Annotated in this window: 11 protein-coding genes and 2 pseudogenes; 9 read left to right on the top strand and 4 right to left on the bottom strand. The window is 66.9% G+C overall.

Translation table 11 applies throughout. The features are described from left to right. From A3G1_RS41765 to A3G1_RS0113600, 8 genes and pseudogenes are all read left to right on the top strand, one after another. A pseudogene (locus A3G1_RS41765) lies at positions 1–359 on the top strand (IS5 family transposase); the annotation flags it as partial. A 1,115-nt stretch (positions 360–1,474) separates the two neighbouring features. Next, complete coding sequence (locus A3G1_RS0113630) at positions 1,475–4,618, top strand: ATP-binding protein (protein WP_157641131.1); 3,144 nt, start codon at positions 1,475–1,477, stop codon at positions 4,616–4,618. Between the two features lie 279 nt (positions 4,619–4,897). Next, positions 4,898–5,266: an RIP homotypic interaction motif-containing protein gene (locus tag A3G1_RS0113625; RefSeq protein ID WP_211216307.1), complete on the top strand. Its 369-nt coding sequence runs from the start codon at positions 4,898–4,900 to the stop codon at positions 5,264–5,266. A 116-nt stretch (positions 5,267–5,382) separates the two neighbouring features. Then, a complete protein-coding gene (locus tag A3G1_RS0113620; RefSeq protein WP_157641130.1) occupies positions 5,383–9,348 on the top strand; it encodes a tetratricopeptide repeat protein in 3,966 nt (1,321 codons plus the stop codon). 239 nt (positions 9,349–9,587) lie between these two features. Next, complete coding sequence (locus A3G1_RS0113615) at positions 9,588–10,292, top strand: SOS response-associated peptidase (RefSeq protein WP_018350028.1); 705 nt, start codon at positions 9,588–9,590, stop codon at positions 10,290–10,292. 226 nt (positions 10,293–10,518) lie between these two features. Beyond that, entirely contained in the window at positions 10,519–11,235 is a 717-nt protein-coding gene (locus A3G1_RS34820) for a hypothetical protein (RefSeq protein WP_018350027.1), read from the top strand. Further along, positions 11,232–12,764, top strand: coding sequence for a DNA polymerase Y family protein (locus A3G1_RS0113605; protein WP_018350026.1), 1,533 nt, complete (start codon positions 11,232–11,234; stop codon positions 12,762–12,764). Before A3G1_RS34820 ends, A3G1_RS0113605 begins: the two co-directional genes overlap by 4 nt. A gap of 97 nt (positions 12,765–12,861) precedes the next feature. Then, entirely contained in the window at positions 12,862–16,137 is a 3,276-nt protein-coding gene (locus tag A3G1_RS0113600) for an error-prone DNA polymerase (RefSeq protein ID WP_018350025.1), read from the top strand. A gap of 484 nt (positions 16,138–16,621) precedes the next feature. Here the strand turns inward: A3G1_RS0113600 and A3G1_RS40550 are convergent, their stop codons facing one another. After that, a complete protein-coding gene (locus tag A3G1_RS40550; protein ID WP_157641128.1) occupies positions 16,622–18,733 on the bottom strand; it encodes a hypothetical protein in 2,112 nt (703 codons plus the stop codon). Between the two features lie 576 nt (positions 18,734–19,309). Here A3G1_RS40550 and A3G1_RS41760 point away from each other — a divergent pair. Continuing rightward, positions 19,310–20,299, top strand: a complete 990-nt coding sequence (locus tag A3G1_RS41760) for a helix-turn-helix transcriptional regulator (protein ID WP_157641127.1) — start codon at positions 19,310–19,312, stop codon at positions 20,297–20,299. Between the two features lie 914 nt (positions 20,300–21,213). On the opposite strand, the gene A3G1_RS0113585 is transcribed toward A3G1_RS41760, so the two are convergent. The 3 genes and pseudogenes from A3G1_RS0113585 to A3G1_RS39620 form a co-directional block, all read right to left on the bottom strand. Further along, positions 21,214–21,930 (bottom strand): hypothetical protein, encoded by a 717-nt coding sequence (locus A3G1_RS0113585; RefSeq protein WP_018350022.1) that lies wholly within the window; start codon positions 21,928–21,930, stop codon positions 21,214–21,216. A gap of 279 nt (positions 21,931–22,209) precedes the next feature. After that, positions 22,210–22,785, bottom strand: a complete 576-nt coding sequence (locus A3G1_RS38565; RefSeq protein WP_157641126.1) for a nucleoside monophosphate kinase — start codon at positions 22,783–22,785, stop codon at positions 22,210–22,212. An 80-nt stretch (positions 22,786–22,865) separates the two neighbouring features. Beyond that, positions 22,866–23,474, bottom strand: a pseudogene (locus A3G1_RS39620) (IS5 family transposase); the annotation flags it as partial.

Raw genomic sequence — 23,474 nt, 5'->3', positions numbered from 1 at the left:
ACGTTGAGGGAATTCCTGCCGGGGGCGGTCACTGGTGGTCGTCCCCGGGCGGATGATCGTCGTGTTCTCAACGGGATCGTGTGGAAGATCCGGGCGGGTGCGACGTGGCGGGATGTGCCTGAGCGTTACGGGTCGTGGCAGTCGGTCTACACCCGTTTTCGCAGGTGGGCTCTCGATGGGACATTCTCGGCGATGCTCGAAGGGGTCCAGGCCCACGCCGACGCGGCCGGTGATATCGAGTGGCTGGTGTCGGTGGACTCGACCATCGTGCGGGCTCACCAGCACGCCGCCGGAGCCAAAAGGGGCGAAGGGAAACGGGCGAACCATCAGATCACGCCCTCGGTCGAAGTCGAGGCGGACGATGAGGTCAGCTTCGGGGATGCCGAGGAGGAGCAGCCGGGTGCCGGTGGCGAGGTTCAGGCTGGCGCGAGCGGGTTTCGGGAGGCGCAGCCTGCCGTGGCCGCCGATCTTGTAGGCGTTTCCCGGGCGGATCATGATGAGCCCAGTGGCGGTGTCGGGTGTGACGTCGTAGGGCATGCCCGGGTGCCAGCGCAGCGCGCGCGGGACGGTGCGGTCCGGTATCCGGCCCGCGACGTCCATGCTGGAGGCCGCATACACAAGGGAAACAGCGGCCTGGGGCTCGGCGAGCACGGCCATGGGCAGTCCCGCTGGGTGGCCTGGACTGGGGGTGTGGACGGGACCGTCTGTGCTGATCGGCGATCCGGCGAGCCCAGGTGGTGCCAGCGCAGGAATCGGCTCGAGGCTGTCAGGCCGGAGCACTTCGCGCGGCCAGGCGGCCGGTCCTCTACCAGTAACGGCCAGACGTGGCGACGTAATCGGGCTAGTCATACGGCGAGGGCACCGTCAGTGAGCGGTGTGGCCGCATAGAGGTCTAATGCAGCGTTGGTGGCGGCTTCATAGCTCTGATGTGCCTGGAGTGGAAGGTTCGGGGGCAGCGCGCTGGACGGCAGCTCATCGTGAGGTGACTGCGATGCATAGCGGATCATGGAGTCAGCTTGCCCAGATTCGGAGGTCGCGTGCAGGGGCACGCAGGAGCAGGCCGGGGCAGCCACCGCGCCGCCGCACCGAAACAGGCTCCCGCTTCGTCCCCTCAAAGTGGCGATGAGCACGGCGGGGCCAGGCTCTGGATGGTCACGTCGGCCCACGTTCGTTTCTACCCCCGCAGGGGCGATGAGCACGCGCGGTCCAGGTGGACGTGGCCTGGTAGGTGTCCAAGTTCTTGCCGGCCATGACCTGCGTCCTAGAGCACCGGCTCGCCACCTCGCCGTGATGGCAAGGTCCAGCGGATCAGCAACAGGTCCCCGGAACGTGCTCCGGCTGCGGCGAACAGGCTGACAACCATTGGCGTGCCCTCAGATGCCACCATGATCACTTCGGCTATACCGGAATTGTCGGCGCCCTTCACTACGATGTATACCTATCCCACCGTCATCGGCGATCGGAAGGTGCATTCATGAGCTCTGGCGCGGACAAGCATGCCGGGCTGCCCCGTGACCGCAGGAATCCTGCGCCGAAGGTCGCGGCGTGGATGCAGTACCAATACGATCTTGCCGCGCTGGTCTTGCTTGGCCACCTGTCCAGTGAGGACGTTGAGGGTGTGGTCCTGGAACGTTCGACCGATTTCGTGATCCTGACCCGGTCGGGTGGCGTCGAGCTGGTGTCGGTGAAACATCGCGAGGACAGCAGGACTTCTGGGAGCGCCTGGAGGTGGAGTGATCTGCGGGCTGACCGCGTGCTCACCGATCTTCATGCCAAGTGGGCGGAGCACGGCAGGGAGTGCAGCGTGGCGTTCTGGACGTGCGGGGGGTTCAGCGGCCAGGCCCATGAGCTGTGGCGGGCTACGGCATTGCGTGAGACGCCAAAACCGTCGCTGCTGAAAAACCTCGCTACTGAGCTTGGCACGGACCTAGCCGACGCGGCCCGTTTTCTGCGGGCACTGCACATGCCTGAGGACCCACTTCCCAGGCGTAAGGAGATCGGCGACATCTGCGTCCGGCGCACCGCTGACCTGCTGCGCCCGTACCGCACTGGCACCGATGCCACCGCGGAGGCGTGTTTCGCGGAGTTACGCAAGCTTGTCCGGGAGTCCTCCACCGACACTGAGCGCGAAGGCACGCTTCAAGCTGCGCGGGCCGCGACGCTGGCCGGTCTTGCTGAGGTCAGGGAAGTGATCAGGATCCGGCATGAGTACGCCGGCCGCGATGATGTCCTCAACCGGCTGCTGGCAGTCCACGACCAGCTATCGGCGCAGGCGCCGCGGGTCCCCCGGCCTGGCTGGCAGCCTGACCCCGGGTTCACGGGCCGTGCCGCTGAACTCGATGAACTCGCCCGGCTGCTGCGACCCGGTCACCCTGTGGAGGTGGCGCCGGTGGTCGTGCACGGGATGACCGGGGTGGGCAAGACGAGCCTGGCCCTGCAGTTCGCCGCCCTGCACAGCGGCCAGTTCGCTCCGGTTTTCATCAACGGAACCTCCCGCGGCAGCATCGAGGAAGGCCTGGCTGCCCTTGAAGAACCGCAGCCGAGCGGTATCGCTGAGGTCCGAGGGCCGGTCACAGCCCCGTTGCCTGGGAATTCCGCGACGCTCCTGGTCATCGATGGTGTCACGGATGCCGATGCGGTGCTGGGGCTTGTCCCGCGTTCATCGCTGTGCAGGGTCATCATCACCAGCACCGCTACCCATCTCGACCACGGCTACCGGACCATCGAGCTGGGTGCCTGGCCTAGCGGTGAGGCAACCGCCTATATCGCCCGGTTCCTGCCTGGCGAGGCCCATGCCGAAGCGGTACTCCTTGCCTCCAGGCTAGCGTGCCATCCGCTGGCGATCACCCAGGCGGTGAACTATTGCATGTCCGCACGCCGCACGCTCAGCGACGTACTGGGCCGTCTTGCCTCGTCGCCCGCGAAGGTACTGCAGCAGGGCTGGGCATCCGGGCATCCTCAGACGCTCCTGCAGTCCATCCACCTCAATGTCGACGCGGTGCGGGAACGATCACCAGACAGCTACGACCTTCTGGCCATGTTCGCCTACATGGCTGAGGCTCCGATCGACGAGCGGCTCCTAGAGCGACGCCGTGGCACCGCGTTCGTGCTGACCCCGCAGGCTTCTCCCCCGGGTCCGGGTAGCCCTGCTGTGACGGCGCAGCCGCCTCAGCCGGCCCGCAGGCAGTTCGCCGTCGGCGTCAGCCAGCGGGCTCAGGCCAGTCCCATATTTTCTGACGACGCGCTGGACCCGGGGGTTATCGACGCGCTGGTGTCCGCTTCGCTGGTGAGCCGGTCGCCCGGCGGTGTGGCGGTTCATCCTCTGATTGCGATCGTCATGCGCGCCCTCGAACCCGATCCCTTGCCATGGCTGGAACTCGGCATCGGATTGTTCATGAAGGACCTGAATGAGCCGTCACCCAACGACGTCGACCGGGCCGTTACCCAGTCCATCGACCATCTGGCCGCGCTGGCTCTGCACGCCATGGAACTCGGGCACCAAGGTCCCGGCGTCATCACCGCCTGCGTGCTGGTATGCCGGTTCCTGGCGCGCGCAGGAAAGATCGCAGCGTGGGACAGCCCGGCCGCATGTGCCTTCGCACTCAACGCATTCCGTGCGGCTCATGACGCATCGAACTTGGGTATCGTCCCCTTTCACGTGCTCATGAACCAGCAGCGAGCCACCGCAGGTGCCTTGCAGGCCAACGGGCAACCCGACGACGCGATCGCACTGCTCCGCAGCATCATCAACCTCGGCCGCGCCTACCAGGAAGACACCGGCGACGACACCTTCCACCTCTCCGGCTGGCTGGACCTCGGCGCGGTCGCCGCCCACCAGATACGCCGCAGCCTCGCGCAGGAAGTACTGAACGGACTACGCCCCTGGCTCGACGGCGAACGAGAACTTGAGCCCAGCCCGCAGGCATCCGTCGATCACGTCCATGCCGCGATGCTCTACCTCCTCGGCGACACCCAGCAGGCCCTCAATGTCAGCACGTCGGCTTTCGCCCGGCCGCGTGTCCACGAGGCAAGCGACTATCTTCTCGCTGACCTGCATAACAACGGCGTCCATATCGCCCGTGACCTCGGCGACCACCAAGCCGTTCTTCACCATGAGATGCAGATCCTGCACTACCGCAAGAAGTCAGGAGCCAACGGGCTCCAGGAAGCATCTGCGCAGCGGGCCGCCGCCGATGGCGCTATCGATGCCCGCAACTACAAACTCGCAGATGAACTTCTCCAGCTCGCCAAGCCCGCCCTCGAAGCCTGCGGCCCCCGCAGCCGGGAACGAGCCCACTATCTGGCAACCCACGGCCGCCTGCTCTTCGACCAGAGGTCCTACTCCCGCGCTCTGGAAGATCTCAGCGAAGCCGCTTCCATCTTCACCGAGACAGGTTTCGACTCCGATCGCGGGCTTCTTGCCGCAGTCCACGTCCACCTCGCACAGGCATGGGCAGCGCACCTGCAGTTCAGCAAAGCCGAGCAAGCCATCGAAACCGCCATAACCATCGACACATCCCTCTTCGGCCCAGACCATGGCGAAGTCCGCACTGACCTCCTCATCAAAGCGGATATCCAGCGCATGAAAGCAGCAGTCCACCAACGCAGGAAAAGCTAGATCATCAGGCTGCTACCCGCCCGCCAGCCTGAGGGCATCTCGCGTCTAGGTATCTTCCGCCCCGGTCGCCCCGCTTGCACACAGCCGCCGACGGAACTGCGGACAATCCTGCGGGCTTTCCCCGCGCCAGGCGCCAAGCTGATCGGGTTTACGCGGGCACCTTGTGTCGGATGCAGGCCTTGTCCTTGGCTGAGGGTTTCGCGGGCTGCGACACTGCCATTGGCCTCAGGCCGTGGGCTCTCCTCGAATTTTTTCTGACGAGTTTCAGGTGAGGTGAACGTGGATCCCGCATCCATTGTGATCGCGGCTATCACCGCAGGGTCGGTGGCCGGTTTGAAAGACACGGCGTCGGCCGCAGTGAAGGACGCGTACCAGTCGCTCAAGGGCTTGGTCGGATCACGGCTGGCAGCTTCCAGCCGGGGAACTGCGGCCCTTGAGGGCGTACAGGTTCAGCCTGAGGTGTGGCGCGCGGTGCTGGGCTCGGAGTTGGCCGCGGTGGAACTCGGCGACGAGGTCGTCCGCGTGGCGCAGCGGGTGCTGCAGCTTGCAGATCCGGCGGGCTTCAGGCAGGGAAAGTATGTTGTCGATCTGCGCGATGCGAAAGGCGTTCAGGTCGGGGATAACAACACGATGAACATCAGGTTCTGACGTGAGCTCTTGTTGTCGTCCTGGGCGGCGTGGATGACGAGAGGGGCTGAGGAACCACGTGGAGTTGACGTGCGTGGTTCCAGGGGGTGCAAGTTGGCTCGGGCAACACGCTCCACATGCACGTTTCCTCACCGGCTCCGCCGGTCGCCTGGCCCTTCCGCGTCGGGCGCCCACCGCTTCAAGCCGACTTCTTTCAGGAACGGGCCGACTGCCGGAAGCTCGCTGAGCTGCTCGCGCTTGACGGCGCGGCCCGTCCTGCGGTGATCGTGTCTGGGATGGGCGGCGTGGGTAAGACACAGCTGGCTGCGTGGCTAGCCCGAACCCTTTGGTCGGCGGCAGCAGTGGATCTTCTGATCTGGGTCGAGGCGTCGTCCCGTGACGCGGTTCAGTCAGCGTTCGCACGCGCTGCTTATCGGCTCGGCATCGGCGATGGCAGCGACACGTCAGCGGATGCGCAGGACATGCTCCTGTGGCTGGAAGACTCGCCGAAACGCTGGATGGTCGTTCTTGATGACGTGGCCAGTGCTGCGGACCTGCGTGGGCTGTGGCCTCCCGTAACCAAGACGGGGCGCTCGCTGATCTCCACGCGAAACTCCGAAGCCAGCCTCACAGCAGGCAAGATCGTCCATCAGCTCGGCGTGTTCACACAGCATGAAGCCGTCGGCTACCTCACTGCGAGGCGGCCTCCTACAGTCGGCGGAAGCCATGAGCTGGCTGCTCTCGCTGATGATCTCGGCAGACTGCCTGTCGCGCTGAGCCACGCGGCTGCGTATATGGACAACTTTGACCTGACGTACTGGACTTATCGCCAGCGCTTCGCCGACCGCCAGCGCACGCTGAAGGATCTTTTTCCCGGCGCGACGTCGCCGGTCGATGAGTACGGCCGCACTGTCGCTGCGACGTGGTCGCTGTCCGTCGACGCTGCAAACCGGGTCCGCCCCGTCGGCCTGGCACAGCCTCTGCTAGAGCTAGCCAGTCTCCTTGATCCTGCGGGAATCCCCGAACTGCTGTTCATGTCCAGCTCGTGCCTTCGGTGGGTACAGCACAATCGTGCTGTTTCTGAACGGGCGATGCTCAAGGCGTGCGGTACACCTGTCAGCCGCGATGATGTCCACGACGCCCTGAGCACGCTGAAGCGCCTCAACCTGATCACGCGCGAGCATGGCATGGTCCGGATGCACGGCCTTGTCGGCCGGTCCATACGCGAGGCCCAGGACCCAGACCATCTGGCCCGCACCGCACGGTCAGCCGCCAGCGTACTCACCGAGCTGTGGGAATCTCGCAACGACGGGCCGGTCACCGCCCAGGCACTGCGGTCCAACACCGACACGCTGTACCTGCACGCGCCCGACAGTCTCTGGCGGCCAGTCCTGCATGCCGCAGTTGGCCACGCCGCCCACAGTCTGGGCGACACTGGCAATCCGGCAGCGGCGATCAAGCGGTTCACGGAGCTACTGCGAGAGGCAGAACAGCGCCTCGGCGCCGAGGATCTGATGACCCTCACGCTGCGAAGTGACATCGCACATTGGACAGGTAAGGCCGGCAATTGCCACGCCGCCGCGGAACTCAACGGGCTGCTCGCTGGGGAGTTCGCACGGCTGTGCGGCCCGTTGGATAGCGAGACATTGCTGACCCGGTGGAATGAAGCCACCTGGCTGGCCCATGCGGGGCAGCCTGGCAAAGCCGTAGAGCTGCTCACTGTCCTCCGCGACGACTATGTCCAGGTCTTAGGGGCCGATCACGAGGAGACTCTCGAGCTGCGGCGGGACCTTACTCGCTGGCTGTTTGCCTCCTCTGGTCTCACCGAAGGCCAGGCAGAGGCGGCTTCCCTCATAGCCGACTACCAGAGGGTGACTGGCACGGGTAGCGATGAGGTGTTCCAGTTCCGCATGGACGTGGCCACCTGGATCCATGTGAGCGGCGATCTGGGTCTTGCGGTCCAGAACGCCAGCGACCTACTGGATGAGCTGGCTCACGCACATGGGCCGTCGCACAAGCTCACCGCATCGCTACGTGACCTTATCGCGAACTGGACCGGCGAGCGGAACAGCACGCAGACGGCCATCTCCGCCGCTTCTTCTACCCTGGAAGATCGACTAGAATCACTTGGGCCGCATCATCCCAGCACACTGCGCGCCCGCGGCGATCACGCAGAATCGCTCGGGAAAGCAGGCGATGCCTTAACCGCCGCGGGAGAGCTCAAAGAACTGCTGCTGGACAGTACAAAGATCCTGGGGCCAGATCACGAGCTGACACTGCACGTCAAGGAAGAGCTGGTGGTCTGGCTGGAGCGCTCTGGCCAGGAGGACGAAGCGAAGGCTGTGACCGCCGAGCTAGCCGATGACTACGAACGGGTGCTCGGCCCAGACCATGCCAGGACGCTTACCGCGCGCAACAACGTGATTGCCAGGAACAGCTGCTGCGATCACGCAGACGGGGTGGTCCAGTTCGAGTCACTGCTTGCCCAGCGCGAAGCCGTACTCGGTCCTGACCATCCAGACACGCTCATTTCGCGGGTGAACCTCGCAGTTCAGCGGGGGTACACCGAAGGGCCGGACGTCGCGGTGGACATGCTTGGACCCGTGGTTGCCCTCCATCAGCGTGTCCTCGGGCCGCAGCACGTCCAGACCCTCCAAGCGCGAGCGGCGCTCGCCTACTGGCTGGGGCTAGCGGGCCAGCAAGCTCGTGCCGCCGTCGCATATCAGGCTGTGCTCGGCGACCAGAGCCGGATTCTTGGCCAGTACCATCCATTTACACTGGCGACGCACAGGTACCTGGCGGACTTCGAGGGAAAGAACGGGAACCCCGCCGAAGGAGCCAGAATCCTGCAGACCCTCTGCCCTCACTTCGAGCGGGTTTTCGGAGCCTCGCACGGTGACACCATCAGCCTCAAAGATTCTCTCGCCCATTGGCTCGAGCAATCAGGCGACAGGGCTGGAGCGGCAGCCATAGTCACAACGCTACTGCAATCCGCTCGGAAGCAGGAGGACTCAGATCATGAACGGACCCTGTCGCTCGGGCGCAGGCTGCTTGACCTGCTGATGGCGTCCCGGCAGTTTGAACCAGCGCTGGAAGCCGCAATGGCCCTTCGCGAGGACTACATAAGCGTGTACGGCCCCAGGGACCTCTTCACACTGGTACTACGCAACGACATCGCGGTACTACACGACGCAGCAGGAAACACCGAACAAGCAGAGGCTGATCTTCGCGCATTACTGCCCGACCTTGAGGCCGAGTTCGGCGCGGACCACGAGCAATCACGGATTACTCGTACAAACCTTGCCCGGATACGGGCATCGTCTGGACGATACGCAGAGGCGATCGACGCGGCGATGCCCCTGCTCGCCGCCCAGGAGCGGATCCTGGCGGCCGACCATGAAGAAACACTCCGCACTCTGGCGGACCTTGCCGCTTGGCGGACGCGAACCGGCAACTTCAGCGGAGCCTCAGTTGCGCTCGCCAGGATCGCTGAGGCGAAGGAACGAACTCTAGGGACCGATCACCCGCTCACTCTTGTCGCGAAGGCTAACCTGGCGGTGCTCCTCGGCCACGCCGGTGAAACCGGCGAAGCAGCCACAGTTCTGGCGCATGTCCTTGACCGTCAGACTCAGCTGCACGGCCACGATCATCCGCACACCATGAACACCCTGGCCAGCTTCTCCTGGATCCTCGCCTCAGCAGGCGACTTCGCCGCAGCGACCGAGCACAGCGCAACGCTCCTTGACTGCGAAACCCGCCTGTTCGGCTCTGGCGACCCCCGAACCCTTAAAACACGTGGAAACCGCGCTAGATTGCTGGGCCAGGCAGGCCAGTGGCACCGCGCAGCAGGCGAAGCTTTAGCTGTCGTCCAGCTACTGACGCAGCTACACGGTGCCGACCACGACGACACACTCCACATGCGCAGCAACCTCGCGATGTCTCTGGCGAAAGCAGGCGACCTGCACGGCGCCCGGCAAGTCGGGTCGTCACTTTTCGAGGACCTGACCCGGATACACGGCGCTGATCACCCGCGGACCGCAGCGATCCGGACGGCGATCGAAAACTGGGGCAGCCAAAGCAACTTGCCCGGCGAGACTCCATAGGCGCGAGAGCCAGTGTCCTGTGAGTTTCGCGCGCAGGCTCCCCTTCGGCGTACTGCGGCAAGGCCGCTGGGCACGCAGCGGCTGGGCGGGCATCTTCTGATCATGGCCTGGCCTGCCCCGCCGTGTCGGCAGTTCTGGATAGCACCGGCAGGGTGCAGCCAAGGGCTACGAGCCCGCGGCGGGGAGCAGGTCTCTCACGGCGTGTTCCGGGAGGCGGGCTGCCGGGCTACGGTGGGGCGATGTGTGGCAGGTACGCGGCGACCCGCAGCGCGGCAGCCCTGGCGGAGACTTATGCGGCGGCGGCCCCGGCGGCGGAGCTTCCGCCGAGCTGGAACGTCGCCCCGACGTCTGAGGTATACGCGGTGGTGGAGCGGGCCGGCCGTGATGGCGGGCCGGTCACCCGGCAGATCCGCACCGTGCGGTGGGGCTTGGTGCCGTCCTGGGCGAAGGACACCTCCGGTGCCGCGCGGCTGATCAACGCGCGCAGTGAGACCGCGGCGGGCAAGCCGTCGTTCCGCAAAGCGCTCACCTCCCGGCGGGCGATCATCCCGGCCGATGGCTACTTCGAGTGGCAGAAGAAGCCCGGCGGCAGCAAGCAGCCGTTCTACCTGCACACGAGCGACAGCGGCGGGGTCTCCTTCGCCGGGCTGTACGAACTGTGGCGCGACGATGCCGTCCCGGGCGAGGACCCGGCAGCGTGGCTATGGACCGCCACGATCCTCACCACGGAGTCAGCCGGGCCGCTGCGCGACATCCACCACCGCACCCCGCTCACCGTCCCCCAAGGTGCCTGGGCCGACTGGCTGAACCCCGCTGCTGAGGCCAGTCCCGCCGATCTCCTGGCGATGCTGGAACCGGCGGCCAATGTCATGTCCGCCCGCCCGGTAGGCCCGGCCGTCGGCAACGTGCGCAACAACGGCGCGCACCTCCTCGACCCGGCCTGAACCTCTCCCCCTCCTTCTCTGGTGAGGCCACGCCTGGCAGGCAGCTGGCGGTCTGTGCCCGGGTGCCCGTTGCGGGTGATCTGGGGTGTGACAACGGCCAGAACTAGCTGCCCGCAGGCACAAGTTTCGTACTAGTGTGCGAAGCTGAAAGCGAACAGGCCACACCCGCCGATGATGGGTGTGAGCTGGGCTTTTCGTGGCTGCGTGTGTGCGGGAGGTGGGGCAAATGGGAACTGCCCTGCCCGCAGACAGGAACAACCCGGTAGCCCCCGGCGACCGGCGCGCGGCCCTCGCGGAAGTTCTGCGCTCCGGTGCTCTGGCGGGCAAGGTCCGCACCGCCACCGGTGGGACCGGCGGCCCCGCCGGCTGGCCGGTGCCGGGGCTGCCGGGCCTGCTGCCACGCGGCCTGCAGCACGGCCAGGTCGTGACGGTGACCGGCTCGGCGGAGGTCCTGCTGCGCCTCGCCGGAGGCGTCTCGGGTGCCGGGGGCTGGTGTGCTCTGGTCGGGCAGCCGGCCCTCGCCCGGGCCGGGCGCGCTGCCGCCGCTGCTGGTGTGGCTCTGGAACGGTGGCTGCTCGTCCCTGAGCCCGGTACGCGGTGGGCTGACGCCGCAGCCGCGCTGGTCGGCGCGGTGGACCTGGTGGTGATCGCCCCTGCCGGGCCGGTTCCGGCCGCGCTTGCGGGAAGGCTTGCGGCGCGGGCCCGCCAGCACGGCACCGTCCTCGCGGTCTATGGGGCGCTTTGGCCGGGGCCGGACGTGGTGGTGGAGGCGGGCGGGTGCCGGTGGTCGGGGATCCGGCACGGCCGCGGCCAGCTCCGCAGCCGCCGCCTCGACGTCACCGCCGCGATACGCGGCGGAAGGCCCCGCCACATCACCCTCGGCGCGGACACCTCAGACCCCGCTGCGGAGGCGAGGGGCGGGTTGCGGCTGGTGACGTCGTGAGAGCCATCGCGATCGGCGTCCACGACTGGCCCGTGATCGCCGCAGGCCTCGACGGCCTCGCCGACATCTATACCCCGGTCGCAGTGCTCCACCAGCACCGCGTCCGCGCCGCGTCCCCCGCAGCCCAGGCCGCCGGTGTCCGGCGGGGTATGCGCCGCCGTGACGCGCAGGGCCTCGTCCCGCAGATGAGCATCATCGACCACGACCCTGCCCGCGACGCCCGCATGTTCGAACCCATCGTCGCCGCTGTCGAGGACCTGGCTGCTGGTGTGGAGGTCGTGCGCCCGGGGTTGTGTGCGATGGCCGCGAAAGGACCAGCCCGCTGGCACGGCGGCGAGGTACAGGCAGGGCAGGTCATCACCGAACACCTCACGGCCGTGTGCGGTGTGGACGCTGCGGTCGGGATCGCCGACACCATCTGGGCAGCCACCCTCGCCGCCCGCGACGGCCGCATCATCCCGCCCGGCCACACACCAGCATTTCTTGCCGGCCTGCCTGCCGGAGTGCTGGGCATGCCCGAGCTCACCGACCTCCTGATCCGTTTGGGCGTGGAGACACTCGGCCAGTTCGCGGCCCTGCCCGCCGGTGACGTCGGCGCACGATTCGGCGTCGAAGGGCTCCTTGCTCACCGTCTCGCGGCCGGCCGCGACGGGCAGCCCCTCGCACCCCGCACCCCGCCAGCGGACCTCGCGGTCGAAGCGGGATACGACGAACCCCTCGAACGCGTCGATCAGGCGGCGTTCGCCGGGCGGATCCTCGCCGAACGCCTTCACGACCGCCTTGCGGGCCGGGGCCTGGCGTGCAGCCGCCTGCTGATCGAGGCGGTAACAGCCGTGGGTGAGGAACTGGCGCGGACGTGGCGGCATGACGGGCTGCTCACCACCGCCGCGATCTCCGACCGCGTCCGCTGGCAACTCGACGGCTGGCTCACCCACCGCAACCGAGGCGGCAACGGCCCCACCGCAGGCATCGCCCGGCTGCGCCTCACACCCGACGGCATCATCACCTCAGGCGGCATCCAGACCGGACTGTGGGGCGAAGCCGGCGAAGGACGCGACCGCGCACACCGCGCCGCCGTCCGGATTCAGGGCCTCCTTGGCCCTGAGGCTGTGGTGACGGCCGTGCCGTCCGGCGGGCGCGGACCAGCCGAGCAGACCGTTCTCATCCCGTGGGGCGATGAACCTGCCCCGCCGCTCCCCGCGGACCGGCCCTGGCCCGGGGCACTCCTTGAGGTGCCGCCGAGCCTTGTCCTCACCCGCCCTGAACCCATCGACGTTCTCGATGTTGCTGGCCGGCCCGTCACCGTTACCGGCAGGGTCCGCATCTCCGCGCCACCGGCCGCCATCCAATGGGGACCCGGACGCCACCGCGTCGCCGAGTGGGCGGGGCCGTGGCCGGTTGATGAGAACTGGTGGGAACCAGAGATCGCCAGCCGGGTGGCACGCTGCCAGCTCGTCCTCGACGACGGCCGCGCGATCCTCACCGTCCTCGCCAGCGGCAACTGGGCTGTCGAGGCCATCTATGACTGACCAGACACCTCCTGAGGGTTCGCCGTTGCGGCATCAGCGAGGCCGCCGCAGGTGGGAAGGAGGCGGCCCCTACGGCTGGCGGGAACTCCGCGGCCGCATGACCCTCCAGCCCGCAACCCCACCACCCGGCACCGGCACTCCCCCGCCGGTCGCACCACAACCCGGGCCGGCCGTCACGCCCGTAGCGGCACGGCGGCGCAAACCCGGCTACGCCGAACTCCACGCACACTCCAGCTTCTCCTTCCTCGACGGAGCCTCCACCCCCGAAGCGCTGGTCACCGAAGCCGCACGGCTGGGCCTTGCCGGGCTGGCGATCACCGACCACAACGGCCTCTACGGCGTCGTCCGCCACGCCGACGCCGCCCGCGATGTTCAGCTGCCAGCCGTGCACGGCGCGGAACTGTCCCTCGGGCTCACCGCCCCCGGCGTGGGTGACCCCGACCCGGATTCTGCGCATCTGCTGGTGCTGGCGCGTGGCCCGGAGGGCTACGCCCGCCTGTCCCGCATGATCGGCCGCGCGCAGCTCGCCGGCGGGCGCAAAGGCCTGCCCATCTACGACGAGGAACAACTCGCCGCCGAGCTACGCGACCACGTGGTTGTCCTGACGGGAGGGTGCCGGAAGAGCCACATCGGCCGCGCCCTCACCGCCGGCGGGGAACAGGCCGCGCGGGCCGAACTCGATCGGCTCACCGGCCTGTACGGGCGCGAAGGTGTGGTCGTCGAGCTGGCAGACCATGACCGGCCCGGAGACGATGACCGCAACGACATTCTGGCTGCCCTGGCCCGGGATGCGCGTCTGCCTGTGGTGGCGACGAACAACGTGCACTACGCCACCCCCGCCGATTCACGGCTCGCGGCGATCATGGCCGCGACCCGCGCCCAGCGGCCCCTCACCGAGATGGCCGGATGGCTCCCGCCCGCCGCCACTGCACACCTGCGCTCCGCCGCAGAGATGGCCGAGCGGTTCGCCTGGTGCCCCGATGCCCTGGCCACGTCCGTCCATCTCGCCGGTGAACTGGCATTCGACCTGCAGCTTCTGGCACCCGCCCTGCCGCCCTTTCCCACCGGCGACGGCCACACCGAAGACTCCTGGCTACGGAAGCTGGCCTTGGAAGGCGCGGCCCGCCGGTACGGGCCACGGCACGAACATCCCGACGCTTACCGGCAGCTCGACATCGAACTGCGCATCATCTCCGGATTGGGGTTCGCCGGCTACTTCCTCGTCGTGTGGGATCTGGTGCGGTTCTGCCGCGAGCACGACATCCTCTGCCAGGGACGGGGATCGGCCGCCAACTCGGTGGTCTGCTACGCCCTCGGCGTCACCAACGCCGACCCGATCCGCTACAAGCTCCTGTTCGAACGATTCCTGTCCCCCGAACGCGAAGGAGCACCCGACATCGACATCGACATCGAGCACGCCAGGCGCGAGGAAGTCATCCAGTACGTGTACGAACGCCACGGCCGCGAACGCACCGCACTCGTCGCCAACGTCATCACCTACCGCACCAGGAGCGCGATCCGCGACGTCGCCCGCGCTTTCGGCTACTCCGTCGGGCAGGCCGACGCCTGGTCCCGGGACCAGCCCCGCCACAGCCCCACACCCCTCACCGAACCCGATACCACTGCCGAACCCGGCGAGGCACTGCCCGGAGAAGTCGTGACCTATGCCGAGCAGCTCCGCGGACACCCCCGCCACCTCGGCATCCACAGCGGCGGCATGGTCATCTGCGACCGGCCCGTCATCGACGTCGTCCCCGTCGAATGGGCCACAATGGAGAACCGGTCCGTCCTCCAGTGGGACAAGGATGACTGCGCGTCAGCTGGGCTGGTGAAGTTCGACCTGCTCGGGCTGGGCATGCTCACCGCCCTTCACTACGTGCGCGATTTCGCCAACAGCCACTACGACGTTCCACTCGACCTGTCCCAGCTTCCCGCTGACGACCGCGATGTTTTCCGGATGATCTCCGATGCGGACACCATCGGGGTTTTCCAGGTCGAGTCCCGCGCCCAGATGTCACTGCTGCCCCGGCTACGCCCGGAGACCTTCTACGACCTCGTCTGCTCCGTCGCGCTCATCCGCCCAGGACCGGTGCAAGGCGGCTCGGTACATCCGTTCGTCCGGCGCCGCCACGGCGACGAGCCCATCACCTACCCGCACCCCCTCGCCGAAGGAGCACTGCAGCGAACCCTCGGGGTGATCATTTTCCAGGAACAGGTGCAGATGCTGGCCATCAGCCTCGGCGGCCTCACCGGCGCCGAAGCAGACCAGCTCCGCCGCGCGATGAACGCCAAAAACGCCGAGACGAAACTCGCCAAACTCCGGGCCAGGCTGTTTGAAGGCATGGCCGCCCGCGGCATCCCCGAAACCCAGGCGCACGACCTCTACGCAAGCCTCGAAGCCTTCAGCGGCTACGGGTTCCCCGAAGCACACAGCATCTCTTTCGCGCACATCGTGTGGCAGTCCTGCTGGGCGAAACGCTGGTACCCGGCCGCGTTCTGCGCCGGGCTCCTCGCAGCCCAGCCCCTCGGGTTCTACTCCCCCCAGACCCTCGTCGCCGACGCCCGCCGCCACGGCGTCACCGTCCACGGCCCCGACGTGAACGCCAGCCAGCCCAAAGCCTCCCTCGAAGGAACCGGCCGCACCGCACCCCGCCGCACCGCACCCGGAAAGTGGGGCCGGTCCGGTCCGGTCGTGTGCATAGGCCTCACCCAGATCCGCAGCATCGGCGACGACCTCGCTGCACAGATCGCAGAGGGCGCGCCCTACACATCGATCACCGACCTCGCACGCCGCACCGGGGCTACCCGCGCCCAGCTGGAGGCCCTCGCCACCGCAGGCGCCCTCGAATCCCTCGGCCAGGACCGGCGCCGTTCCCTCTGGGCGGCCGGAGCCGCCGCCCGCGCACATCCGGGAACGCTTCCCGGCACCACTCCCGGAGCCGAAGCACCCATGCTGCCCGGCATGGACGCCCTCGACATCGCACGCGCTGACGCCTGGGCCACGGGCATCACGAAAGACCACCCCGTAGCGTTCCTCCGGCCGCAGCTCAACCGCCAGGGCGTCGTCCCCGTCAGCGGCATCCCCGGTCACCGTAACGGGGCCAGGGTCACCGTGGCCGGGCAGGTCACCCACCGCCAGATGCCCCAGACCGCAGATGGTGTCATGTTCTTGTCGCTTGAGGATGAGACCGGGATCCTCAACGTCATCTGTACACCGGGCCTGCTGGCAAAAGCGGGCCGGGTAATCCGCCGCTCCGGCGGGCTGATCATCTGCGGGCAACTGCAGTCCGCCGGCGGGGCTATCAGCCTCGCCGCTGAGCGTGTCACGCCGCTGGGCGTGCCGATTGCGGCAGTCTCACGCGACTTCCGCTGAGATCCCGCTTCACCTCGGCGGCTGTAGGATCCCAACTTCCGTGAGCAATTCCCAGTTCAGTTGAGCAATGTCTGAGCAATGCGGGATTCGGACATTCGCTCGTTCGCTTTGGGTGGTGCGTGGGATGGCATCGGATTTCCCGTATCTGCGCCTGGATATGTTCGTCGGGCGGTGGGGGGAGGCGGTCGTGGTGGTTGTTGATGCGTTGCGGCACGGACCTGTTGCGCGGGCGGGTTTCGACGGTGCCCGTTGCGGTCCACGGCTCCGTGGCGCACGTTCTACTGCCATGTTGGTCAGCGGACTTTCCCGGGCCGATCCGGCGGGAGTTTCACGATCGTGAAACTCCCGCCGGATCGCTCAGGTTCAGCGCGCGCCGGGGAGATGGTTCGTGGCTGGGAGCTGGGCTACGAACTGCATCTCTGCACCCATTCGGCTGGTAGTAGTCATGGGTTAGAGTGGTCTTCGGGCTCCGGGGAGCCGGACGTCAAGCTGTGGCGAGCGCGTTGTAGTTTCGGGTCGGGATGGTTGTCACGGGGTTGTTCTGGTAGGTGCTGCTGGCGAAATCGGCGGAGCTTGTGAAGATCCTTTTCTTGCCGCCGAGGATGACGGCGAGTTCGCCGGTCGAGCCGTTGCGGAGGACAGTTCCGTCCGCTGCGTTTGCGGCGGCCATGGGGTCGAAGTTGCGGTCCGGGATGAAAACTACGGTCTTGCCGGTGTGGCCCAGTTGGCTCTTTTCCGCATAGGAGGCGAGGCCAAATGCCTGGCCTCCGGCGGTGACGGCTTCTAGCCCGATGCCGTTGACCATCTTGGCGACCACGGTGCCGTCGGCGACTCGAGCTGAGGCCAGGGCATCGAAATTGCGGTCGGGGATGAATACCACAGGCTTGCCCGAGTGGCCGAGTGTGGCCTTCTCGGTTCCTGAAGCGAGGCCGAACGCCGCACCGCCGGCGACGACGGCTTCCAGCCCGATTCCGTTGATCATCTTGGCTACGATCGTGCCGTCTGCGACGTGGGTGGAGGCCAGGGCGTTGAAGTCACGTACCGGAATTGGTACCGCCGGCATCGATCCGTAGCCCAGGGCGTTCTTCTCGCTCCAGGAGGCGAAGGGGAACGCCTGGCCGCCGCCGGTGACAGCTTCCATCCAGGCGCCGTCGACTGGTTTGGCGATGATGGTGCGATCGGCGACGGGGGCGGCGGCTAGCGCGTCGAAGTCGCGACCTGGGATCGAGGTTGCACGTGAGCTCGCATACCCCAGCGACTGCTTCTCGCTCCACGAGCCGAAGGGGAATGCTCGTCCGGCGGCGACGACGGCCTCCATCCACAGGCTGCCTACGGGCTTGGCGACGATGGCGCCCGCCGTAGGCGGGGTGGTGAGTAGGGCGTCGATGTTGCGGCCGGGGATCGTGACGGCTGCCCGGCTGCCGTAGCCGGCGGCGTTCTTCTCGTCCCAGGAGTTGAAGCCGTAGGCATGTCCGCCGGCCACCACGCCCTCCCAGCCGTCGGCTCGACGCACGAGCGTGCCGTCCACCGGCGTGGACCGCATCTGCCCGAAGAAACCAGCGGCCACGTCACGGATCGGAGCGTTGCCATACCCCAGGCTCGATAGCTCACCCCACGAGGCGAATCCATGTGGGGCTCCGCCGGCGGCGACTGCCACCAGACCGGACGGTTCCCGCATCAGCGTGCCGTCGGAGACATTGGACGGGTTCAACGGCACTGTGGCGGGCTGCGGCGAGGACGATCCTTCTGTGATGGGGGTGCTGGTGCCGATGCTAAGTGGATCGCTGCAGCCAGTGTGCGAGGAGGCGGAGGGGGCAGCCCACACCTCGTTCTGCTTTTCTTGCACAACCGTATTTTCATTGGTGTGCGAGCCGCCGAGATCGATCACTTTCCAACCGAGGGTCAGCGAGAAAGAAGACCCGGTGGTCTTTTCAAGCTGCACGATGTCCCATTGATTCCAGGTGTGTACGTAGCTGGCCTTGGCCTGGACACAACCCGTCGCGTTAGGCTTGTGGGCGAAGGTCTGCACGATATAGCCCACATCGTGATTGGTCATTCTTCTGGACGCATCGACCTGATCCTGGAACTCGAAAACGGGACCATCAAATCCTCCGCCCGCAGCTCGGTCCTGTCGGCGGCACCCCTCACGGTGAGGGCAGAGGATCAGGGCACTACCCAGGTCGGTTACCTCAGCGTCGTACTTGACGGCGAAGCCGTCATCCTTGCCGATGTTGCTCCAGCCAATGATTGTCAGCTCGTCCCCGGTTTCGGGGATGTTGCCGTTGAAATGGAACTTGGCGACCGTCACGTAGACGCCGGTGTTGGAGTAGCGGAAAATACGCGGCGAGCGCAAAGTGATACCGCGCTCCGCATAGCGCTGTTCGTCCGACGCCGATGCAGAGACCTGGCGCATGCCCGCCAATTCGAAGGCACCCTCACCTGTCATGTCCCCGAATGACGTCTGGGCTTCGATGCCCCGAACGATGTGCTCGCGAATTGTGTTCGCCAACGTCTGGTTATCTGTCGCCTCGGCTGGAAGCCCTGGAGCAGCTACCGCTATGGTCAGTGCAGTCGATAACGCGGCAAGAACTCTCATCCATCGCATCGCAAAGGTCCCTTCACGCTGTTGCACAAGAAATGTGGTAGGAGCTCAGGCCGATCCGCGGCCTGGGATAAAATCTGGTTCTGCCGCGGCACCCGGGTTCAGGGTTCGCGGCACCTAAATGCGAGTTCCTGCAATCGCGGGACGGTATAGCGGGTCTTTCTGCTGAGCGCCGCCACGGCCAGCGGCACCGGGCCGTCGACCGCGGCGGGTGGAGAGCCCGAGGGTGGTTATGCCTTGCCGACGCTCGTGGATGTCATGGTGACATGGCGGGTTCTTGGGCCCAGGTGGCCCAGGATCCGATGTTGGGGCCGTGCCAGGTTTCGCGGAGTTGGCCGTCGGCGTCTCGGCCGTACAGGCGCAGCGCTCCCGCCCCCTGCGCTCAGGCTCGCCGCGCGGGTGGTAGGTAAGAAAATGCGCGACAAGGATAGATCCCCCATTACGTACCTGTGCTGCGAACAGCCGGGGGTACAGCCTGCCTCCGGCGCGGTGCCTGGTCCAGGCGGGGCAGCGTCTGGTTGCGAGTACCTGCAATCATGAGCGCGGCATCCGCAGGAACAGGGGGCGAGCGTGGGGCTGGAAAATTTGCCGTCGCTGACGCGATTCGGGCTGCCGCTCGACGCTGACCTGGTCTACCGGACCCTCAGTGCGGACGGGCAGGCCAGCACCCCGACGCTGGCCTGCCGGCTGGGCATGGACCGTGACCTAGTCACCGCTGAGCTCGCAGCACTGGAAAACAATGGCCTGGTCGTGCAGATCAACCCGCCGGCACTCGACAGGAACAACCATCCGTGGTGGGCCGCCGTCGTGGCCGACAAAGCGATCGTCGCGCTACACCGACGAAGATTCCACAATCGCGCCGCCCGGATCGACCCCACGCTCAAGACCATCGAAGCCGCAGCCGCCACCAACCCCCTAGCCGGCATTAGAATCCTGCCACTGGAAACGGTATCGGCCCGCCATCTGGCCTTGCTGGGGTCGGCACGCCACGACATCATGCATCTGTGCCCTGCCTTCACCGCGAGCCCGGTCAACGTCGAAGCCTCCCGGCGCACAGCAGCCCTGGTCGCCCAGGCCCGACAGCGCGGAGCGCGTTTTCGCGATGTCAGCCTGGTCGGCGCGCCGGAAGCCCTGTCCTCCGCCAGCTCCCCCAATGAGCGCGGCGACCAACGTCAGGCCGCCGACGTCGCCGGCTTCCTGACCATCATCGACCACCGCACCGCACTCGTGTCCAGTCTGGTCCGCCCAGTCGTCCTCGAGGTCGACGAGCCGACCCTCGTCGCTGGACTACACCACCTGTTCGAACACCACTGGAATGCCGCGGCGCCCCCCGACCCAGGACCAGACCTCACCCCCCGCCAGCAGAACATCATCGCCCTCCTCGCCCAGGGGCACACCGACACCGTCATCGCCGAACGCCTCCACGTCAGCGCCCGCACCATCGCCTACGACATCCACGCCCTGATGGAAGCCCACGGCGCAACCAGCCGATTTCAACTCGCCACCATCCTGACAAAAACTGAAGCGGGGCTGCCCCCACCGCAAGAGCCGCAAAGCTGATCTTTTGATCCTTTGGTTCTAGGTTCGAGTCCCAGGTGGCCCTGGTGTAGCGAGCCTGAGAAATGGGCTATCAATCTGAGACGGATAGCCCCTGGCCAGAGTGAAGGTGCGAAGCGGATGGGCACGACGGCTCATCCTGGAACCTCGGTGATCACAGCGCTGAGACGAATCGGACTGATCACAGACTGAGACAAACGAAGAATGCCAGCTCAACGGACACCTCGCTGCTCACGACCGCTGGGACCCTACACCGGCGGTACGTCCTGGTGGTGTACGCGTGCCGCATCCGGCTAGCCGGTGTCACCGGGCCGAGGGTGTGGTCTTGCCTGGTTCCCACCGGGCAAGACCACGGTGGCCGTGCAGTGTGGCTGCCCCCGGCCGTGCCGAGCCTATCGCCTGGCCGGCATGGCGATCGCGGCCCGGCCGGCGAACACAGACTGCCAGCTACAGGCCTGTGGCACCGCTGGCATCATCACCGGCGCGGAGGGCGGACAGGGCTTCTCGGCCTGCGTCTGTGAGTTCCCAGATACGGCTCATGCGCATCCCCGGATGGGCGGCTGTTCCCGGGCGCAGAAGCCGCCTGGCACGCAACGCGGTGACAGTGCCGGTGACACGCGGCCAGCCAGGCTCGTCGATACGATCGGTATTGTCCGCTATGGAATGAGCGAGGTCGCCGCGGGCGGCAGCCGACAGGACCCGGATCTGCTGCTGGGACAGCCTCGACATCACATCTCCCGACTCAGTGCCGCTGGCCGCCCAGCTGGAGGCCGCCAGTTCACAATACCTGCGGCACCAGGACGGGAAGACTGTCCCAAGTGGGCGTTCGCGCCTGCTGCCTGGCGTCCTGGCCGGGTACAGCTAGCGGCTCGGTCCGGCTGCCGATCGCCGAGGTCGCTCGCCCGGCACGCAGGCGGCTACCGCCTATGCGCTTCGCCGCCTGCCTGTTCTGCAAAGGCCTGTACCGCCAGAGCAACGGCTGCGATATCCGCCAGGTCACCGGGCTGAGCCCCCAGCGGCAGTTCTGGGCCTGGGCTGCGGGTCTCACCGCTGCCCGGCCCGGCCATCAGGCTGATCCGGCCGGCGGCACTGTCCAGGACAGCCAGGGCCTCGATATCTGCCGCCAGCTGCCCAGCATGTGCTTCGAGCACAGCGCGTACTTCCTGGCTGAGTTCTCCACCCTGCGGCTGGGCGCTGCGGATGCCGCGGCGCGCTGCTGCCAGCCGCAGGATGCGGCCGGTCAAAGTCCACTCCACCTCGTCGATAGCGCCGAGGGAGACTGACGGGATCCAGCCGTCACGGACGGAGCTGTGCGCCCGCAGCCGGTCACACACGGACTGCACCTGGCGGACCTGGTCGTATGCCGGGCTGTCGCCTTCCAGGGCCTGATTGAGATCCGGAATAGTCAGGACGCCCGGGCGCCAGCGGCGCGGGATCCGCAGCCTGGCCGTGCGTTCTCCCCCGGTCAGGCACCACCAGATCCCGGCAGCGAACAGCTCGGCCACAAGCCCCAGAAGCGCAGCCCGCGACATCACGGCGCTGGCCCCGCCCCAGGCGCCTGCCGCCGATGTGACGTACATGAAGACGAACACCGCGCCCAGGCCGGCGGCCAGCAGGAAGTCCTGCGTGGCCACGTCTGCACCAGCACGTGCCAGCCTGCGGCGGACCCATGCGGGGACCCCCGGTGCCACAGCCGCCCTCAGGAGGGGCATACAACCTCACGGAGTTCAGATTCGGCGAACAAGTCCCAGGCTAAACCCTTCGGGGAACGCGGGTCGCTGGAGTTCCGGTCTCCTGCAGGTGCGGTTAGCGATGACGAAAGCCAACATCCTGACCTGCGGGCCTCGGGGCTGTCCCGCAGCATGGCGAATGGGTTCGTCCCGGCACTGGGGCCGTCTGATTCGATGCCCGCCTCAACCACGACCCGGCTCAGCTGGGAAGCGACTTGGCCATGCAGACTCCTGGCCGTTGAGGACGAGCGCGATCAGCTGGCTGGCCATCTGCTCATAGCCGGCAATACCGGTGCCGGTGCCTGCCCGGTACACACCGGCGGCGAGGTAGCGGGCTCGTAGCGGTCCGGCAGCCTCGTGGTACGAGGCCTGGAGGCTGGCAATGGTCTCGCGTTCCCGGGCGAGCCGCCAGTCCTGGCTGATCTGCTCTTCGGCCAGCGCCAGTTCGATCACGCTGTCAGGTTCGCAGCCGATACGCGTCAGCATTTCCGCCTGGCTGATCGTGCGCGGGAATCCGCTGAGTACCCAGCCGCCCGGTGCGCCAGCCAGCGCCTCCTCCACGATGTCTTCCACCATCTGCGCGGGAACCGGCCGCTCGTCGCGGATGTAGCGCTGGAAGCGCAGGCCGGCCGCTGTCCGACGATGCACATGCTCACGGAACAGATCACCCACACTGACAGCCGTCAGCCCGCAGGCCCGCGCCAGCGCCTCAGCCGGCGACACCACTCCTGGCGCGAGAATCAGAGCGATCTTCCCCACGCACCTCTCCCCGCACCGCCAACGTATCCGCGAATAGTAAACGCAGCACCCGGCATGCACTAGGGCTCGTCTTCAAAGGTTTAGATCCATTGAAGTAGCGCGGCGATGGTGATGGTCGCCTGGTATGAGGTGGCGGTTTTGTCGTATCGGGTGGCCACGCTGCGGTGTTGTTTGAGCTGGTTGAAGCATCGTTCTACGACGTTGCGGTGGCGGTAGATCTGACGGTTGAAGGTGGGAGGTCGTCCGCCGCGGGGTCCTCGTCTGCGGCGGTTGGCCTGCTGGTCGCAGCGTTCCGGGATGGTGTGGCCGATACCTCGGCGGCGCAGGTGCTCCCGGATGGCTTTTGACGAGTAGCCCTTGTCGGCGATGACGTGGTCAGGTCGTGATCGTGGTCGGCCGCCGCCAGCGCGGGGGACTCGAATGGCGGCCATGACCTCCTCAAAGCGGGTGCAGTCGTTGACGTTGCCGCCAGACAGGACGAACGCCAGGACGCGGCCGGCGCCGTCGCAGGCGAGATGGATTTTCGTGCTCAGTCCGCCTCGACTTCGACCGAGGGCGTGATCTGATGGTTCGCCCGTTTCCCTTCGCCCCTTNTGGCTCCGGCGGCGTGCTGGTGAGCCCGCACGATGGTCGAGTCCACCGACACCAGCCACTCGATATCACCGGCCGCGTCGGCGTGGGCCTGGACC

Origin of the sequence: Longispora albida DSM 44784 (genome assembly GCF_000379825.1) — a bacterium.
GTDB lineage: Bacteria > Actinomycetota > Actinomycetes > Mycobacteriales > Micromonosporaceae > Longispora > Longispora albida.
Note: the sequence above shows the minus strand (reverse complement) of the source record. Positions and strands in the feature narration are given on the sequence as shown.